The following is a 15,887-nucleotide window of genomic DNA, read 5'->3' as shown; positions in this document are numbered from 1 at the left end:
ATAGTGGTATAAACAAGTAAGTAGTGAAGAGGCACTATTTCATTTTATTTAAATGATAACCCGCTCTCCTCCAAAGCCCTCCTAAGCTTCGGCAAAGACGCAGGTCCCATACCATGCAGTTTTAATATTTCTTTTTCACTATATTTTGAGAGTTCTTCTACAGTTTGAATTCCATGGTGTTCTAATGCCCTTCTTGCTGGCGCTGAAAGAAGAGAGAGAAAACCTTCTTTTGGTTTTCTCTCTTTCTCACAGACTGGGCAAGTTGGACAATCGCTACTTTTATAGTACTCGTGTCCCTGTTCACAAGTTCTTAACGTTTTTTCCGTTACCATTTTCAAGCCCCTCTATTCTTCAATATTTACAACGTGATTCCCATCAAAGAAGTATAAACATTTCTCTTTTACAGGATGTTGTAAGCTTTTCTCCAGTGCTTTTGCATATAACGAAAGCTGCACTTTATATCGATCTTCTAAAATTGGTTTCGCTTGTTCGAATCCGCCTGGAAATTTCCCTTCAATCGTATCTGTTTTGAAGTCGATTAACGTAATGCCATCTTCCTCTTCAATCATGCAGTCGATAACCCCTTGGACAAGAATCGATTCCCCGCTATTCCCTTGCCAATCTTGATATGCTTCTTCTGCTGCAAGCATCATCGTAAATGGAACTTCACGCTCAACACTTTTCGCCGCTAATACCCTTTTACCTAAGTCACTGTCAAAGAATGAAATTACTTTTTCAATCGCTATTTCTTCCGCCTGCTCGAATGTTAATAATTCCTTATTTACCATTCCAGCAATTTGCTCTTGAAGAACTTCAACCGTAATCGGCTTCTTCAAATCAACATGCTGCATAACGGCATGGACTGCTGTTCCGCGCTCTGCGTACGTTAACCCTTTTTTCTCCATAAAGCGCGGACGTGTTTTAATTGGTGCACGTAGTTTTTTAATAAAGGCGTTATCACTACCATCTTCTGATTGATAATTTCTCTTTATTTCTGTAACAGATTGCTTCGCACGGTGAGATGTTGCTTCCTCATATCCGTACTTCCACATTAATCTGTCGTACACTTCATCTTTTCGTTCACTTTCTAACGGCACAGCCTTTTTCTCACGAAGCGCTTCTAATAATTCTTGTTTCTCTTCTTGAACTGGCTCTGGTGCAAGTAGCGTATTACCGTCCACAACTTCTACTTTCCAGCTAGTGTCATACCCGTAAATTTCATCTGGAATACTTCCTTGTCCTAATTCAAGAAGCATTTCACTATCACGGTGTCTATATAATGAAGGTGCAATCCAGTCTAAATAACAAGACGCCCCGGCACGTATGTGATCTGGTAATAACCATTCACTATGTTCCCTCGCATCAAGCCATTTTTCCATTTCCTTATTTGCATCCTTAACTGTTCCGATTAAAATTAACTTCTCTTTCGCGCGCGTCAACGCTACGTATAGTACGCGCATTTCTTCCGCAATTAATTCCATTTTCATTTTACGCTTAATCGCAAGCTGTGATAATGTTGTATATTTAATTCGTTTACGCGGATCGATAAATTGCGAACCGAAACCGAAATCTTTATGCAATAAGAAACGTTTCATTAAGTCTTGTGTATTAAAACGACGACCGAGTCCAGCTACAAATACAACCGGGAACTCTAACCCTTTACTTTTATGAATCGTCATAATGCGAACAACGTCTTCTTGTTCACCGAGGGCCCTCGCCGTACCCATGTCATCACCGCGTTCTAAAATACGTTCAATAAAACGTAAGAAGCGGAATAATCCTCTAAATGATGTTGCTTCGTATTGTCTTGCGCGGTCATATAGTACGCGTAAGTTTGCCTGCCTTTGCTTTCCAGCTGGTAAACCGCCAACGAAGTCGTAATAACCTGTCTCACCGTACACTTTCCAAATTAAATCAGAAAGTGATTGTTGACGTGCAAATTCACGCCATCCTTGCAGTAAGTTATAAAACCACTCTAATTTATCATGAAGTTCTTGCTCCTCTTCAAGTGGTGCCCCTTTTAAGAATGAGCTCATTACTTCATAAAACGAGCCTTTCTTTCCATGAGCACGAAGCGTTGCAAGTTCTTCATCGCTCAATCCAACGATTGGAGAACGAAGTACAGCTGCAAGCGGAATATCTTGCATCGGATTATCAATAACGCGGAATACGTTCATCATAATATTTACTTCCGTCGCTTCAAAGTAACCAGTCGCAAGGTCAGCGTACACTGGAATTCCTTGTAATTTTAACTCTTCCATAATTTGCGGGGCCCACGGCATGGAGCGAAGTAAAATAACGAAGTCGCGGTATTGTACTGGGCGCATACTATCATTTTTACGGTCATACACTTCATAACCTGAATCAACCATCGCTTTAATGCGCTGCGCCATAAGACGAGCTTCAAGCTGTGCTTTTTCGACTTCTGTACCTTCTTCTCCGTCTATTACTTCTTCTTCCGTTTGCTGAATGCACAGTAGTTCTGCCGCTACATCTTCACCTTCTGGATAGGTAGCACCTAACTTTAATTCAGCGTCTGCATCGTAGTCGATTTCTCCGACTTCTTCACCCATAATTTGTTTGAAGATAAAGTTCGTACCTGCTAACACTTCATGACGACTACGGAAGTTTTTCGCTAAGTCGATCTTCATTCCACCGCCCAATCCTTCTTGTGTGAAGCGTTTATATTTTCCTAGGAATAGTCCTGGTTCGGCTAGTCGGAAACGATAAATCGACTGCTTTACGTCACCAACCATGAACAAGTTTCCTTCACTCTCAGAATCTTTCGTTACGAATTTAATAATAGATTCCTGTACAAAGTTCGTATCTTGATATTCATCGACTAATACTTCAGCAAATTTATTACGATATTGGAGCGCCACTGCTGACGGATTCATTTCACCATTTTCACTTTGTTCACTTAAAATTTGTAAACAAAAATGCTCTAAATCTGTGAAATCGACCATTCCTTTATCTCGCTTCATCGCTTGGAAACGCTCTGTAAATACTTTTACAAGTTGAACAAGCTTTTCTAATACTGGGTGCATATCTTGAAAATCTCGTAAGAAACTTTCAGGTTTTCGGCTAAATAACTCTTCTTGTAATTTCTTCACTTCATCTTTCGCTTTATTACGAAGAGAGTCTACTTGTTTTACAACATCTTCATTGTAATCACTTTTCTTAATACGCTTTAACGTTTGCCACGATACATTTTGCATCGCTTCATACAAACTTGTCCACGACTCATGAGCAGCTGATGATAGCGTTCCAAGTAAAGCTAGATCTGCTTGCAGGGTTTCAATGCGAGGCGCTGGACCGTCAGGAAGCATTGCGAGTTCAGTTGCCTTACGAATATGCTGTTCCGCTGTTTCAAGCTGGAATTTCACATCTTCTAATAAATAAGAAGCATATACTAAATCTTCAATTGTCTTTCCTTCTACGTCATATGCTTCTACTAATTTATCAAGCCATTTTTCCGGATTTGGATGCGCTCTTGACTCTGTATGAAGCGCTAAAATCATACGTTGTAAGTCATCATCACTACGGTCACTCGTATAACGATCAACAAGTTCAAAGAAGATTGTATTATCTTCGATTCCGTACTCTTCTTCTAATATGTCATCTAGCACTTCTTCTTTTAACAATTCATTTTCTGTTTGATTCGCAATACGGAAACGAGGATCAACATCAAGCATGTAGTAATATCCTCTAATTACTTGTAAACAGAATGAGTGAATTGTTGAAATGGAAGCTTTATTTAATAGGCTCAGCTGCTTTCTTACGTGTTGAGAGCCTGGTTCATCAATTAATACCTTTTCTAACGCTTCCCCGATTCGGTTTTTCATCTCTTGCGCCGCTGCATTCGTAAATGTTACAACGAGCAGGCGGTCGACATCGACTGGATTCTCTTCATTAATAATCTTTTTAATAATACGTTCAACTAATACTGCTGTTTTCCCTGACCCAGCTGCAGCCGCAACTAAAATATCACGTCCATTCGCTACAACAGCTTTCCACTGGTCATCTGTCCATTGACTACCTTCTGGTTTTTCAGGCCAATTTTCTATCATTCTCCGCCAACCTCCTCTCTTATTTTCTCCATCGCTTCGCTATCTTTCATATCTTTTAACGATCGGAACTGATTATCTTCAAGTGACTCATCAAATTGACAAACAGATTTGAAGTTACAGAACGTACATGCTGCTTTATTTCCCATTTTATAAGGAGCAATATCGATAACACCTTCTGTAATATCTTTTCCGATATTTTCAAACGTATGGTGTACATATTTTTGCAGTACGTTAAACTCTTGCTCACTTGCAATACTTGAACGCGCACTAAAGCTACCGTCTTTTTTCAGGCCAGCAGAAATAATATCTGAACTTCCTGTTGAAAGTTTGTTATCCATTAAACGAACAACGTCAGCATCTCCTAATACGAGTCCTTTCATTTTAAATTTCTTTAAAATTTCTTTTTCAATTTCAGCTTCAGATGCGTCACCTTTCATCTCAACGATTGGGTTATGAATATGGAAATACAATACACCAGCTGGTGATGCTGCGTGACCTTTTTTCATCCACGTCTGCGCATTCGAAGTAACAACATCTAAATACGTTAACATTTGAAGTGCTAATCCGTAATACACTTCCGTTAAGTCTAACGCTTTTGAACTTGATTTATAATCAATAATACGTAAGAACGTCCCGTTTTCATCTTCTGCCTTATCAACACGGTCAATACGGCCGACAACTTCCATCTTCACACCATTTGGTAATGAGAATTCCATCGGCGGAAGTGATCCTGTACCACCCATACCGAACGGCACTTCTAAATCAACTGGTACGAATCCGCTTGACTTCGCATGTTCACGAAGAATGATTGACGTACGGAAAATGATTTGTTGTAGTTTTTGTTTTAAATAGAAGTGACGGTTTGAACTTAATAAAATTTGTCGTTGTAATAACGGTGCGATTTCTTCTATTACTAAAACAGAAAGATGCTCACACTCTTTTATGGATAAATCCGCCCAAGTACGGTTTTCACGCAATAGCTTGTCCGCAATTTTCTTTAATGCCGCATGGAATAATTCGCCGATGTCCGGCGCATCAAGCTTGAAAATATCACGCTCTCTAAGCGATAAACCGTGCTGCGCAAAATGAGCGTATGCACAACGGTTAAATAGTTCCATACGAGAGACGCTTCCTTTAATTATATCTCCGTATAAATCTCTACTTACTGCTGTACTTAGTTTCTTCGCACGATTTCGATAGAATAAACTTGATAAGACGCGGCTACTTTTTTGTTTCCATTCATCTGAAGTTACGTAGAAATTATATACGTCCCACCAAAAGTCTAAATTCCCTTCAAATCCGTATCGCTTCCACGTTTGTAGTTGCTGCATAACGTAAGATAACGTTACTTCTGGCGTTGCTACGTATGAAATTTGTTCTGAACGTGATAAATCGTTTACGTCATTGGTAATAAATGAATCTTTCACATTAGGGAACATTCTTTTTATTTTCTTAATAAAGCTAGACGCAAGTAACGTCTTTCCTTCTTCATCTGCAAGCGGGCATGAAATATATAACTTCTCAGATGCTCTCGTTACCATTTGATACATAACGAACTGTTCTTCTAACAAAGTTTGTCTCGTCGTTGGCGCTAATTCAATCCCCGCTGCACCAAGAACTTCTCTTTCTTCATCAGAAAGCATACCTTCGTCCATAGGTGCTGCTGGAATAACACCCTCATTTACACCTATAATAAACGTTGCTTTCACGTCAGATAACCTGGAGTGATCAATATTAGCAATTAACACTTGGTCTAATGACGGTGGAATGTTAGCAAATTGAAGCGCCTCAAGACCTGTCGACATAACGTCCGTAAACATAGAAAGAGACATTTTCTCTTCACCAAGCATCTCTACAAACGTATCAAGAAGGCTCATTACTTCTTCCCATACTTGTTCATGATCTGTCGCAAATAAGAAATCTCCACTTTCTTCTGCACGTATACGTAATTCTTCTAGTTTTTTCGGAACATCCAGCTCTTCTAGAAATAAGTAAACTGCTTCACACATTTGCATAACTGTTCCTGCACGCTTTAACCTTTTTTGCATGCGAATAACAGGTGTTCTTACAACGTCACGTAACCTATTTATTTTCTCTTCCATTTCACGTTCACTATCTGTGATCATCCCGTTCGTATCATCAAGAGAACGATAACGGCGATACATCCATGGATCCTCTGAAGTCCACCTCTTTCCTTGTACACCGTACGCTAAACAGTAATTTTCAAATTCATCCATTTCTTCACGCATCGTTTCTTTTCTTACGTCTAATGGATATAAAAGCTCTGTTTTCACGCAGCGGAACACCGCATCATAACGCCAATTCCCACTAATAATCTCGAGTGCAGAACGAATACATTCTACTAATGGGTGGTGTGACATCGGGCGCTTTTCATCGATGAAGTGTGGGATATTATAATCTGTAAATAACGTTCGCATCACATCGTAATAACTTTCCCCATTACGAAGAAGAACCGCAATATCTCGGTAACGATAGTTTTCCTCCGCCACAAGTTTACGAATTTCACGCGCAACACCTTCTACCTCTGCTCGTAAATTCGCAGCTGTACTAATCGTTACACTCGCTTCACCGTTAAATTTTTCATTCGGACGCGCTTCATAATGAGCTTCTAAATGCGCTAATGCCGGAGAATGAAAACGCGGCTGTTCCATAAGTGGAATTGTTTTTTCAATTTCTATTTTCTCTTCACGCGCTACTTGTTTGATTTTTTCATACGTTAACGTCGTTTCATAAAATAAATCGAGTTCATTTACTGGCTGTGCTAACGTTTTTTCATCTATCGTTAACGTGATCGTAACTCTCGCTCCGCAAATCATAAGCTGTCTTACAATCTCTAACTCTTGCGGGGAGAGTGAATGAAATCCATCTATATAAATTTCCGCACCATTTACATATTCAGACTGCGGAAGCTTTTCCACTAGCAATTGCAGGTAGTCTTCTGAATCTAAATATTTTCCAATTAAAGCACGTTCAAAATCATCGTATAATAGCTGTAAATCATACACTTTATTCGCTAGTAACTTTTGTTCGGCACTGCTACTATGCGCATCCAATTGTTGCCACATTTCATATACGTTAGATGGCGTTACATTGTAACGTTTAAACTCTGCAATCATACTGCCAAGATGTTCAAAGAAACCGTTTTGCTCCGCTGCTTTTTGGAACACCGATAATCCATCTTTACGAGACTCTACAATTTTACGGAGTAACATATGTACACCCGCTTCATCAATATGAAGACGACTCGCTCCGCCAACTTCTTGTAGTACCTTCCACGCTAATCGTGAAAAACTAAAAACTTGTGCCCGAATAGAACCTCTTACATCCTCACTTCCAATTAACGCCTGCTGCGTCTGGAATGTCATCTGTTCTGGCACAAGATATAATATTGTTTTCCCTCTCGGGCGTTGTTTTAACTCTTCTTGCACTTCGCGTAAACAAAGTGTACTTTTTCCACTTCCCGCTCTACCAATCACAAATCGAAGTGACATGTAACCCCACCTTTCACTTACATAACGAACGTTAGTTTGCTACTATAATTGTATTATAGTACACGAAAAAAGACAAACTGAGTTGTTTGTCTTTTCTATACTTCTACTTCATTATATCAACCTTTTGAAAAATTCGTTTGCACCTCTTGAATTGGCCAATATCGCAAATCAACTTTACCGACAACTGTATCAGCTTTTACAAAGCCAAAGTGTCTACTATCCCAGCTCCCGAGCCGGTTATCACCTACTACAAAAATAAACCCGGGTGGCACCAGCTTTTCTTTCGTTAACTCTTCTAATGTAAAGTCGCCTGTTAGTTGCCTTCCATTTATCTCTTTCTTATACTTCTCTAAATACGGCTCATCAATAAATTGACCGTTTATATATAACTTATCCTGCTTATATTCAATATGATCTCCAGGTAAACCGATAACCCGCTTTACATAGTCCTCTTTTTTATTCGCATGAAATACCACAACGTCAAATCTGTTCAAGTCCCCAACTTGATAACTCACCTTATTTACAACTAGCATATTGCCATCCTGCAATGTCGGCATCATTGACTTCCCCTCTACAACATACGTTGAAAAGAAAAACGTTCGAAAAAATACAGCTAATAATACACCAATTAAAATTGTTCGTATCCACTCTATGCCTTCTTTTTTCAAAGTTTTCTTCATCTGCTTCTCCCCTTATCCTTTAATACTGAAGCTTTCCTTTACAAAGAAGACTATTCTTAATGTAGTTCTAACTTTACTTCGATTTTCTTACCGACATACCATAAAATAAAAATACCAATCGCTACAATAACTGATTTCACTGGATTATGAATAAATGACATTAAATCATGACCGATATACGTTAAAATAAAAATCATCACAAGTTTTCCGAATGCTAACGCTAGACCAAACTGTTTTACACTAATTCGGGATAAACCAGCGACAACATTTATTAGCGCTGACGGTGTAAACGGAAAACAAAATATAACAAAAATCGGTGCGAATCCTTTCCTTTCAACCCACCCCATTGCTTTTCGTACTCTCTCATGCTTATTTACAAACGAAAAGAAACGACTGCGACCAAAATGGCGGATGATGAAAAAGACAAGTAATGCACCCATTACTGATCCAAGCCATGAATAAAGAAAACCGAGCCAAAAGCCAAATGCAACAGCATTCGCCAGTACAAATACAATAAGCGGTAATGCTGGAATCAACGCCTCTATCATCGGTAAACCAATACCAAGAAGTGGTCCGAACGCTTTATAACTCTCAACAATATGATCCATATTTTCTGGTGAAAAATACTCTTTGATTGTCTGAAAATCCATTCTACACTTTACCCCTTTACTCTAAATACTATCCCTACTGTATCATTGCTTATATGAAAGAGGAAATGGTAGATACGACATACGGAGATGTATTTATTAAAGTTTCCATATCTTTCATAAGAATTCCTTCATTATTTAGCTATGATAATCTATCAATATTCGACAGGACGTGTCGTTCATTTTGTTATTTAGATTGTTTTTCGGTTTTTATCGGTAAATGAAATTATACTGGTGATTTTCTAAATATATCAATTACAACTCGTTTTTTCTAATATATCGCCTTATCTACAAAGACTGACTGACAAACAAAAAAAGAATGGGGATTCCCCCATCCTTTCACACTTCGCCTTCCTTCACAAAATACACCTTCTCATAAGCGGGTCTTAATGTTGATTCCTCTTTTTTATCGACCTCTTTAAAACAAGGATTCCCTTGTTTTTTCCTACGATCTTCATATTCAGTACGTAATTTCGCTGTACGATTTTGTTGATTTTCAAAACTAGTTTTTGATATTTCTAATTTCACAGCAAAGCCATTTATAAATCTAATAATAAGATTTCCATCTTCTAATTCTTTATTACTTTCAATATAAAAATGAGACAACCAAGCGCACTCTTTTCTAGAGTAAGAATAGGTAGGGAAAAAATAAAGTTGATCTGCTGGACTAATCGCAATCGGTGCTTTATGTGTAATATGAGTTAACTCTTTCGTTCCTTCTTTTCTGCCTAAGAAACTAGAGCCATGCTTGCGGCAACTTCTTTCTATAATATCTAGAGGTTTTTGAAATACGAAAAAAGAATCATTCATTTCAACGACTCGCGTAACAATTTTCTTTTCACTTAGAATAACAGGAAGTAAGGCCATCGTATTTTTCGTTACAACATAATTTTCGACATAGCGTTCCACTTTACTTTCCATACTCCATTATCTCCTTTTTTCCATTTATATTAGCAGCTGCATATATAATTTTAGCATCTATGAAAAGGAAATAGCTTACAAGTTCCGCTTTTTTACAATTTTTTATCATTTATCAAACATTTGTTAAACAATAAAATCACAATATAGAAATTAATTAATTTTAAAGTTATAAAAACAGCATTTATACTACCTATAAATATTTATTATCCATTCCTCATTTCACATCATTACAACAACTAACTTTGCTATAATTAAAATGTAAATCCAATATATGGAGGGCCACTATGGAAGAAAAAGAGATCCAACCATCGATTCAAATGAAAAATAGTAGCGTTATTATCGTGAAAAACTCAGCTAGTATTATATTCGGTTTATTTTTCATTCTGCTATTCTTTGCCAAACCGTTTCGTAAATCAAAATGTCCAGAATGTAAAAAACGTGAGAAGAAAAAATCAGGGCAAGAACAATAAAAGGCCTTCCTTTATGGAATGCCTTTTTACATTTGTAGTATCATTTTATTTATTCTTCTTCCCCCTAAAAAACGACTATATTTTCTTCCAAGGTTCTCTACATCTTTTTTGATTTGTAATATGATCCTTATATAAAACATGAGAAAGAGTATTTGTACTTGTTATCCGCTTTTAATTTTTATTAAAAAATTCAAATTTGCACATCTTTATCCATCACTAACAATTCGTTAATTAGTTAACTTTGTAATATAAGTTTTGTATATAATGTCATTCAAAAACACAATATATATAAGTAGCTATTTATAATTACATTGCTTTTTATCGAATTCTAAAAAGGAGTTGCATACTATGGATAAAGAAAATCCATTAAATCAGCAGGTTAATAGCATTCCCTCAGATGCTCTGAATACCCCTAGTAAGGAACAAGAACAACTGTTAGAAACATCATCTCAAAACGTACAAAATTCCAACAACAACGCTAACAAAAAAGATGTTACTCAAGGTCTATCTGGAAAAGATTTCCCCATTTCAACAGAGAATACAAATTTATAGTTATTTACTATCATACGCAGCAAATGCTCTTGCTGAACTAATTCTTCTACAGAAACTAATACGCATTCCAGATAATTTTTTACCAGTTGTAACATCGAAAAAGAGATTTAGATATAAAAACAGGCTCTAAAAAAACTTTCTCCACAACAAAAAAAGGATGGCATTAGCCATCCTTTTTTCCATCATCAACTATAAAATTATAGTTTGATTACGTTTTTAGCTTGAGGTCCACGGTTACCGTCTTCGATTTCGAAGCTAACTTTTTGACCTTCTTCTAAAGATTTGAAACCGTCAGTTTCGATTGCTGAGAAGTGTACGAATACGTCGTTTTCGCCTGGAACTTCGATGAAACCGAAACCTTTTTCGTTGTTAAACCATTTTACTTGTCCTGTTACTGCCATAATTATTTCCTCCTAAGAAAATACAAATTTTAAATTTTTTAGTCTTCCTGTCTAAAAAAAGAATCCACACATTATCAAATACGAAACATAAACTAGTTCTCACATACTTTTTCTCGTTCGTTTTCAGCACTTGATAACATATGGATTGCTTAATTTAACTATTCAACTGACATCATCATAGCACATTAAAATAAAATGTACAATCTTTTTCGAAAATAGAATTTCTAATTTTTAGTATTTCTTATAAAATATAATTATCTCTATTCTAAATAAGGAGGAGTTTATGACCAATAAAATTCCTAAAAAAACATTAAAAAGAATTGAAGAGGATATTGAAAATAATAATCTTGGAAAAGCAAGAGATAGATTGCATGGCCTCATCTTTACATACCCAAATGAATTACATCTTCGAAAACAACTCGGAGATATTTATTATAAATTACAATATCCAGAAATGGCTGGACGTTACTGGTATCTAGAAGAGCATAAAACAGGTATTATGCATGAATCATGTTTATTATTTGAAAAATCAATGGGAAATAGTCCTCATCATATTGCACGTGCTTTAAAGTTTAAAGGCGATTCTAACCATATAAAAGGTTTGTATAAAGATCAACCTTTATCTTCAGTGCAGAAGAAAGTAGCAGAGGAGTTAATTTATGAGTATAAAGAAACATGGAAAGATAAGCTAGTTCCTTTTGGCTGTCTAGCATTGCTTGCTTCCCTTCTCTTTTCTGCCGTTGTTGGTCTATTCACTATTTGGAATTGGATTTTTTAATCACAGGGGGAATTTTCACATGTCAAACTACGCTAAAGAAGAAAGGCTAACAGGGGGAAACGTCTCAAGCGTATATCGTTCTGAAAATACTGTTCGGCGAGAGTTAAAGCCAGACAGTGAAAAGATTCATAAGCTATTGCAACATTTAGAAAACAAAGGATTTCATTATGCTCCAAAGTTTTTAGGTGTAGATGAAAAGGATAGAGAGATTTTATCCTTTATTGAAGGAGAAGCTGGCAATTATCCTTTAAAAGAATATATGCGATCTAATGATGTATTAAAAGAAATAGCAAAGATGCTCCGCCTTTACCATGATGCTGTAAGTGATTTTCCGTTATTAGCTGATTGGAAACCGATGGATCATACTCCAAATAACATTGAGGTTTTATGTCACAATGATTTTGCCATATATAACATTATTTTTAATAATGAGAAGCCAGTAGGGATTATTGATTTCGATGTTGCTGCTCCTGGTCCAAGACTATGGGATATCGCTTATACACTCTATACTTGTGTGCCTTTAAGTAGAGTGTATTATACTGAATCCGGTGAAGCCGTTCATTATGACTCATCGCAACATGCAGATCGTATTAAAGAGAGAGTGAATTTGTTCGTTCAGTCCTATGATAAAAATATGGATGAAGATTACTTAGGAATGGTGTTGCTTCGATTAGAAGGGTTATGTACATATATGAAACGAAAAGCTCAAGAAGGCGACTTGAATTTCCAAAGAATGATCGATGAAGGACATCTAGAGCATTATGAGAAAGATATGAAGTTTATTCGTGATCATAGGGCTGAGTGGAGTTGATTTAGTAATAAAGAAAAGTTAGTATCGTTTTTTGCCGACAACTCAATCTCTCTTTTCGAATCGTTTAGAAAATAACAAGGGGCACCTTTCAAAAAGGTGCCCCTTCCTTTTATTTCGTAAACTGTGCTTCTTCCGTAGATCCTTTTAGCGCTGTCGTTGATGAAGTTCCCCCTGTAATCACTTGTGCCACTTCATCAAAGTAACCTGTTCCTACTTCGCGTTGATGACGTGTTGCAGAGTAGCCATGTTTTTCAGCTGCGAATTCTGCTTGTTGTAGCTCAGAGTATGCTGCCATGCCGCGCTCTTTATAGCCACGTGCTAGTTCAAACATACCGTAATTTAATGAATGGAATCCAGCAAGTGTTACGAATTGGAACTTGTAACCGTAAGATGCGATTTCCTTTTGGAAGCTTGCAATTGTTTTTTCATCTAGTTTTTGTTTCCAGTTGAATGAAGGTGAGCAGTTATATGCAAGTAGCTTCCCTGGATGCTCCTTATGAATTGCGTCCGCAAATCGTTTTGCATCTTCTAAATTTGGTTCTGACGTTTCACACCAAACGAGGTCTGCGTACGGTGCATACGCTAAACCGCGCGCAATTGCTTGATCAAGACCTGCATTCGTACGGTAAAATCCTTCTGGTGTTCTTTCTCCTGTAATAAATGCTTTATCAACAGGATCAATATCGCTCGTAATTAAATCAGCTGCATCCGCATCTGTTCTTGCAACGATAATTGTCGGCACTCCCATTACATCTGCTGCAAGGCGTGCAGAAATTAAATTGCGTACTGCTGTTTGCGTTGGTAGTAGTACTTTTCCGCCTAAATGGCCACATTTTTTCTCTGAAGATAATTGATCTTCAAAATGCACACCTGATGCACCTGCTTCAATCATACCTTTCATCAGTTCGAATACATTTAATTGCCCACCAAATCCAGCTTCTGCATCTGCTACAATCGGTACGAAATAGTCTGTATCATCGCTTCCTTCCATATGCTGAATTTGATCCGCACGTTGAAGCGTTTGATTAATTCGTTTTACTACAGCAGGTACGCTGTTCGCTGGATATAAACTTTGGTCTGGATACATATGCCCAGAAAGGTTTGCATCAGCTGCTACTTGCCAACCACTTAAGTAAATCGCTTTTAACCCAGCTTTTACTTGTTGCATCGCTTGGTTTCCTGTTAATGCGCCAAGTGCGTTAATATAGTCTTCTGTATGAAGCGATGTCCAAAGCTTCTCAGCACCACGACGCGCTAACGTATGTTCAATATCAATTGACCCGCGCAGGCGAATTACATCTTCTGCCGAATATGGACGTGTGATCCCTTTCCAACGCTCATCTAATTCCCAGCTTTCTTGTAACTTCTCGATTCTTTCGTTTTTCATTTGTTCCATCCCCTTTTCATTTTTTATAAAATTTCATAACCCGGTAATGTTAAAAATGGTACGAATTCATCATTTCGAACGAGATTTGTAAACAACGTTGTCGCCTCTTGGAATCTCCCTTTCTTAAAGGCTTCCTTACCAATCTCTCTTTCTATTTTTGCTAATTCTTCTTCTTTTAATTCTTCCATTAATTCAAGCGTAATATTACGACCATCATTTAGTTTTCCACCTTCATGACGAATCCATTGCCATACTTGTGCTCTTGAAATTTCAGCTGTTGCCGCATCTTCCATTAAGTTATAAATGGGTGCTGCTCCCCGTCCGCTTAACCAAGATGCAATATATTGAATACCTACGCTAATATTCATGCGAAGGCCCTCTTCTGTAATCGTTCCCACCGGTACCTCTAGTAAATCGCTTTCTGTTACACATATTTCTTCACGTTTTCTAAAAATTTGATTTGGTGTTTTCATAATGTGATTAAACACTTCCATTGCAACCGGTACAAGTCCAGGGTGGGCAACCCAAGTCCCGTCATGACCGTCTAAAGCTTCGCGTTCCTTATCAGCACGCACTTTTTCAAAAGCTGCTTCATTTGCTTCTGGATTATTTTTAATCGGAATTTGTGCCGCCATTCCTCCAATTGCTGGTGCATTACGGCGGTGACATGTTTGAATTACTTTCAAAGAATACGAACGCATAAATGGCGCCGTCATCGTGACTTGTGCTCTATCTGGTAGTAAGAATTTATTATGATTACGGAAACTCTTTAAAAAGCTAAAAATATAATCCCATCTTCCGCAGTTTAAGCCAGCAGAATGATCTTTTAGCTCATACAAAATTTCATCCATTTCAAACGAAGCGTGAATCGTTTCCAGTAACACAGTTGCTTTAATCGTTCCATTTGGAATGCCGATATATTTTTGAGCAAATACGAATACATCATTCCATAATCTCGCTTCTAAATAACTTTCCATTTTCGGTAAGTAAAAGTATGGGCCGCTCCCTTTTGCTAAAAGAGCTTTCGCATTATGGAAAAAGTACAAGCCGAAGTCTACTAAGCTACCCGACATATTTTTCCCATCAACTTGCATATGCTTTTCCTCTAAATGCCATCCTCTTGGACGTACAATGAGTACAGCTGTTTTCTCATTTAATCTATATTCTTTCCCTTTATCATTTTCATGTGAAATCGTTCCCTTTACTGCATCTCGTAAATTGATTTGGCCTTCCACTGCATTTTCCCAAGTTGGTGAATTCGAATCTTCAAAATCCGCCATAAAAAGATGCGCTCCTGAATTTAAAGCGTTAATGACCATCTTTCTATCTACCGGTCCAGTAATCTCTACACGGCGATCCTCTAAGTCTTTTGGCAGCTTGGCAATTGTCCAATCCGCTTCACGTATGTGTTTTGTTTCTTCTAGAAACTTCGGAAACTCCCCTGCATCAATTCTCTTTTGTTTTTCTACACGTTTTTGTAAAAGTTCTATGCGGCGCTCATTAAAATTCTCATGTAGTTCCTTCAAAAAACTAAGCACCTCAGGTGTCAATATTTCGCTGTACGCTGGTAACATTTCTCCAACGAGTGTAACCCGTGAAGTTTGCGTCGACATATTAGCATCCCCTTCTTAAACTGTTTTATAACAGATTTGATTTCA

General features: G+C 37.5%; 13 protein-coding genes. 4 read left to right on the top strand and 9 right to left on the bottom strand.

Features of this window, described 5'->3' with window-relative positions; translation table 11 throughout:
• Positions 1–44: 44 nt before the first annotated feature.
• From DN407_RS05690 to DN407_RS05665, 6 genes are all read right to left on the bottom strand, one after another.
• Positions 45–332, bottom strand: a complete 288-nt coding sequence (locus tag DN407_RS05690; RefSeq protein WP_000255727.1) for an RNA polymerase alpha subunit C-terminal domain-containing protein — start codon at positions 330–332, stop codon at positions 45–47.
• Positions 333–344: 12 nt separating this feature from the next.
• Positions 345–4,070, bottom strand: a complete 3,726-nt coding sequence (gene addA, locus DN407_RS05685) for a helicase-exonuclease AddAB subunit AddA (RefSeq protein WP_098382045.1) — start codon at positions 4,068–4,070, stop codon at positions 345–347.
• On the bottom strand, positions 4,067–7,582 hold the full coding sequence (gene addB, locus DN407_RS05680; protein WP_000058607.1) for a helicase-exonuclease AddAB subunit AddB: 3,516 nt from the start codon (positions 7,580–7,582) through the stop codon (positions 4,067–4,069). Before addB ends, addA begins: the two co-directional genes overlap by 4 nt.
• Before the next feature lie 116 nt (positions 7,583–7,698).
• Positions 7,699–8,262 carry a signal peptidase I gene (gene lepB / locus DN407_RS05675; RefSeq protein WP_000751910.1) on the bottom strand — a complete coding sequence of 188 codons (564 nt, stop codon included), beginning with the start codon at positions 8,260–8,262 and terminating at the stop codon, positions 7,699–7,701.
• A gap of 56 nt (positions 8,263–8,318) precedes the next feature.
• Positions 8,319–8,912 carry a TVP38/TMEM64 family protein gene (locus tag DN407_RS05670; protein ID WP_000347518.1) on the bottom strand — a complete coding sequence of 198 codons (594 nt, stop codon included), beginning with the start codon at positions 8,910–8,912 and terminating at the stop codon, positions 8,319–8,321.
• A 336-nt stretch (positions 8,913–9,248) separates the two neighbouring features.
• A complete protein-coding gene (locus DN407_RS05665) occupies positions 9,249–9,830 on the bottom strand; it encodes a competence protein ComK (protein WP_000444439.1) in 582 nt (193 codons plus the stop codon).
• A 284-nt stretch (positions 9,831–10,114) separates the two neighbouring features.
• On the opposite strand from DN407_RS05665, the gene DN407_RS05660 reads away from it, so the two are divergent.
• Both DN407_RS05660 and DN407_RS05655 read left to right on the top strand, forming a co-directional pair.
• Positions 10,115–10,300 carry a hypothetical protein gene (locus DN407_RS05660; protein ID WP_000391373.1) on the top strand — a complete coding sequence of 62 codons (186 nt, stop codon included), beginning with the start codon at positions 10,115–10,117 and terminating at the stop codon, positions 10,298–10,300.
• Positions 10,301–10,648: 348 nt separating this feature from the next.
• Complete coding sequence (locus tag DN407_RS05655; RefSeq protein WP_000356922.1) at positions 10,649–10,852, top strand: hypothetical protein; 204 nt, start codon at positions 10,649–10,651, stop codon at positions 10,850–10,852.
• 197 nt (positions 10,853–11,049) lie between these two features.
• On the opposite strand, the gene cspA is transcribed toward DN407_RS05655, so the two are convergent.
• The gene (gene cspA / locus DN407_RS05650) at positions 11,050–11,253 is read right to left on the bottom strand and encodes an RNA chaperone/antiterminator CspA (protein WP_000301518.1); all 204 of its coding nucleotides are present in this window, start codon (positions 11,251–11,253) and stop codon (positions 11,050–11,052) included.
• A gap of 283 nt (positions 11,254–11,536) precedes the next feature.
• Here cspA and DN407_RS05645 point away from each other — a divergent pair, with 283 nt between their 5' ends.
• Positions 11,537–12,031 (top strand): DUF6584 family protein, encoded by a 495-nt coding sequence (locus tag DN407_RS05645; protein WP_000182386.1) that lies wholly within the window; start codon positions 11,537–11,539, stop codon positions 12,029–12,031.
• 19 nt (positions 12,032–12,050) lie between these two features.
• Complete coding sequence (locus tag DN407_RS05640) at positions 12,051–12,842, top strand: phosphotransferase (protein ID WP_000073787.1); 792 nt, start codon at positions 12,051–12,053, stop codon at positions 12,840–12,842.
• 109 nt (positions 12,843–12,951) lie between these two features.
• Here DN407_RS05640 and aceA read toward each other — a convergent pair whose 3' ends face one another.
• On the bottom strand, positions 12,952–14,229 hold the full coding sequence (gene aceA / locus DN407_RS05635) for an isocitrate lyase (RefSeq protein WP_000787346.1): 1,278 nt from the start codon (positions 14,227–14,229) through the stop codon (positions 12,952–12,954).
• 23 nt (positions 14,230–14,252) lie between these two features.
• Complete coding sequence (gene aceB / locus DN407_RS05630) at positions 14,253–15,842, bottom strand: malate synthase A (protein ID WP_000107348.1); 1,590 nt, start codon at positions 15,840–15,842, stop codon at positions 14,253–14,255.
• Positions 15,843–15,887: the final 45 nt, after the last annotated feature.

Origin of the sequence: Bacillus sp. JAS24-2 (assembly GCF_008274905.1) — a bacterium.
Lineage (GTDB): Bacteria > Bacillota > Bacilli > Bacillales > Bacillaceae_G > Bacillus_A > Bacillus_A cereus.
The sequence above is the reverse complement of the archived record's forward strand: the minus strand, read 5'-3'. Positions and strand labels throughout refer to the sequence as shown.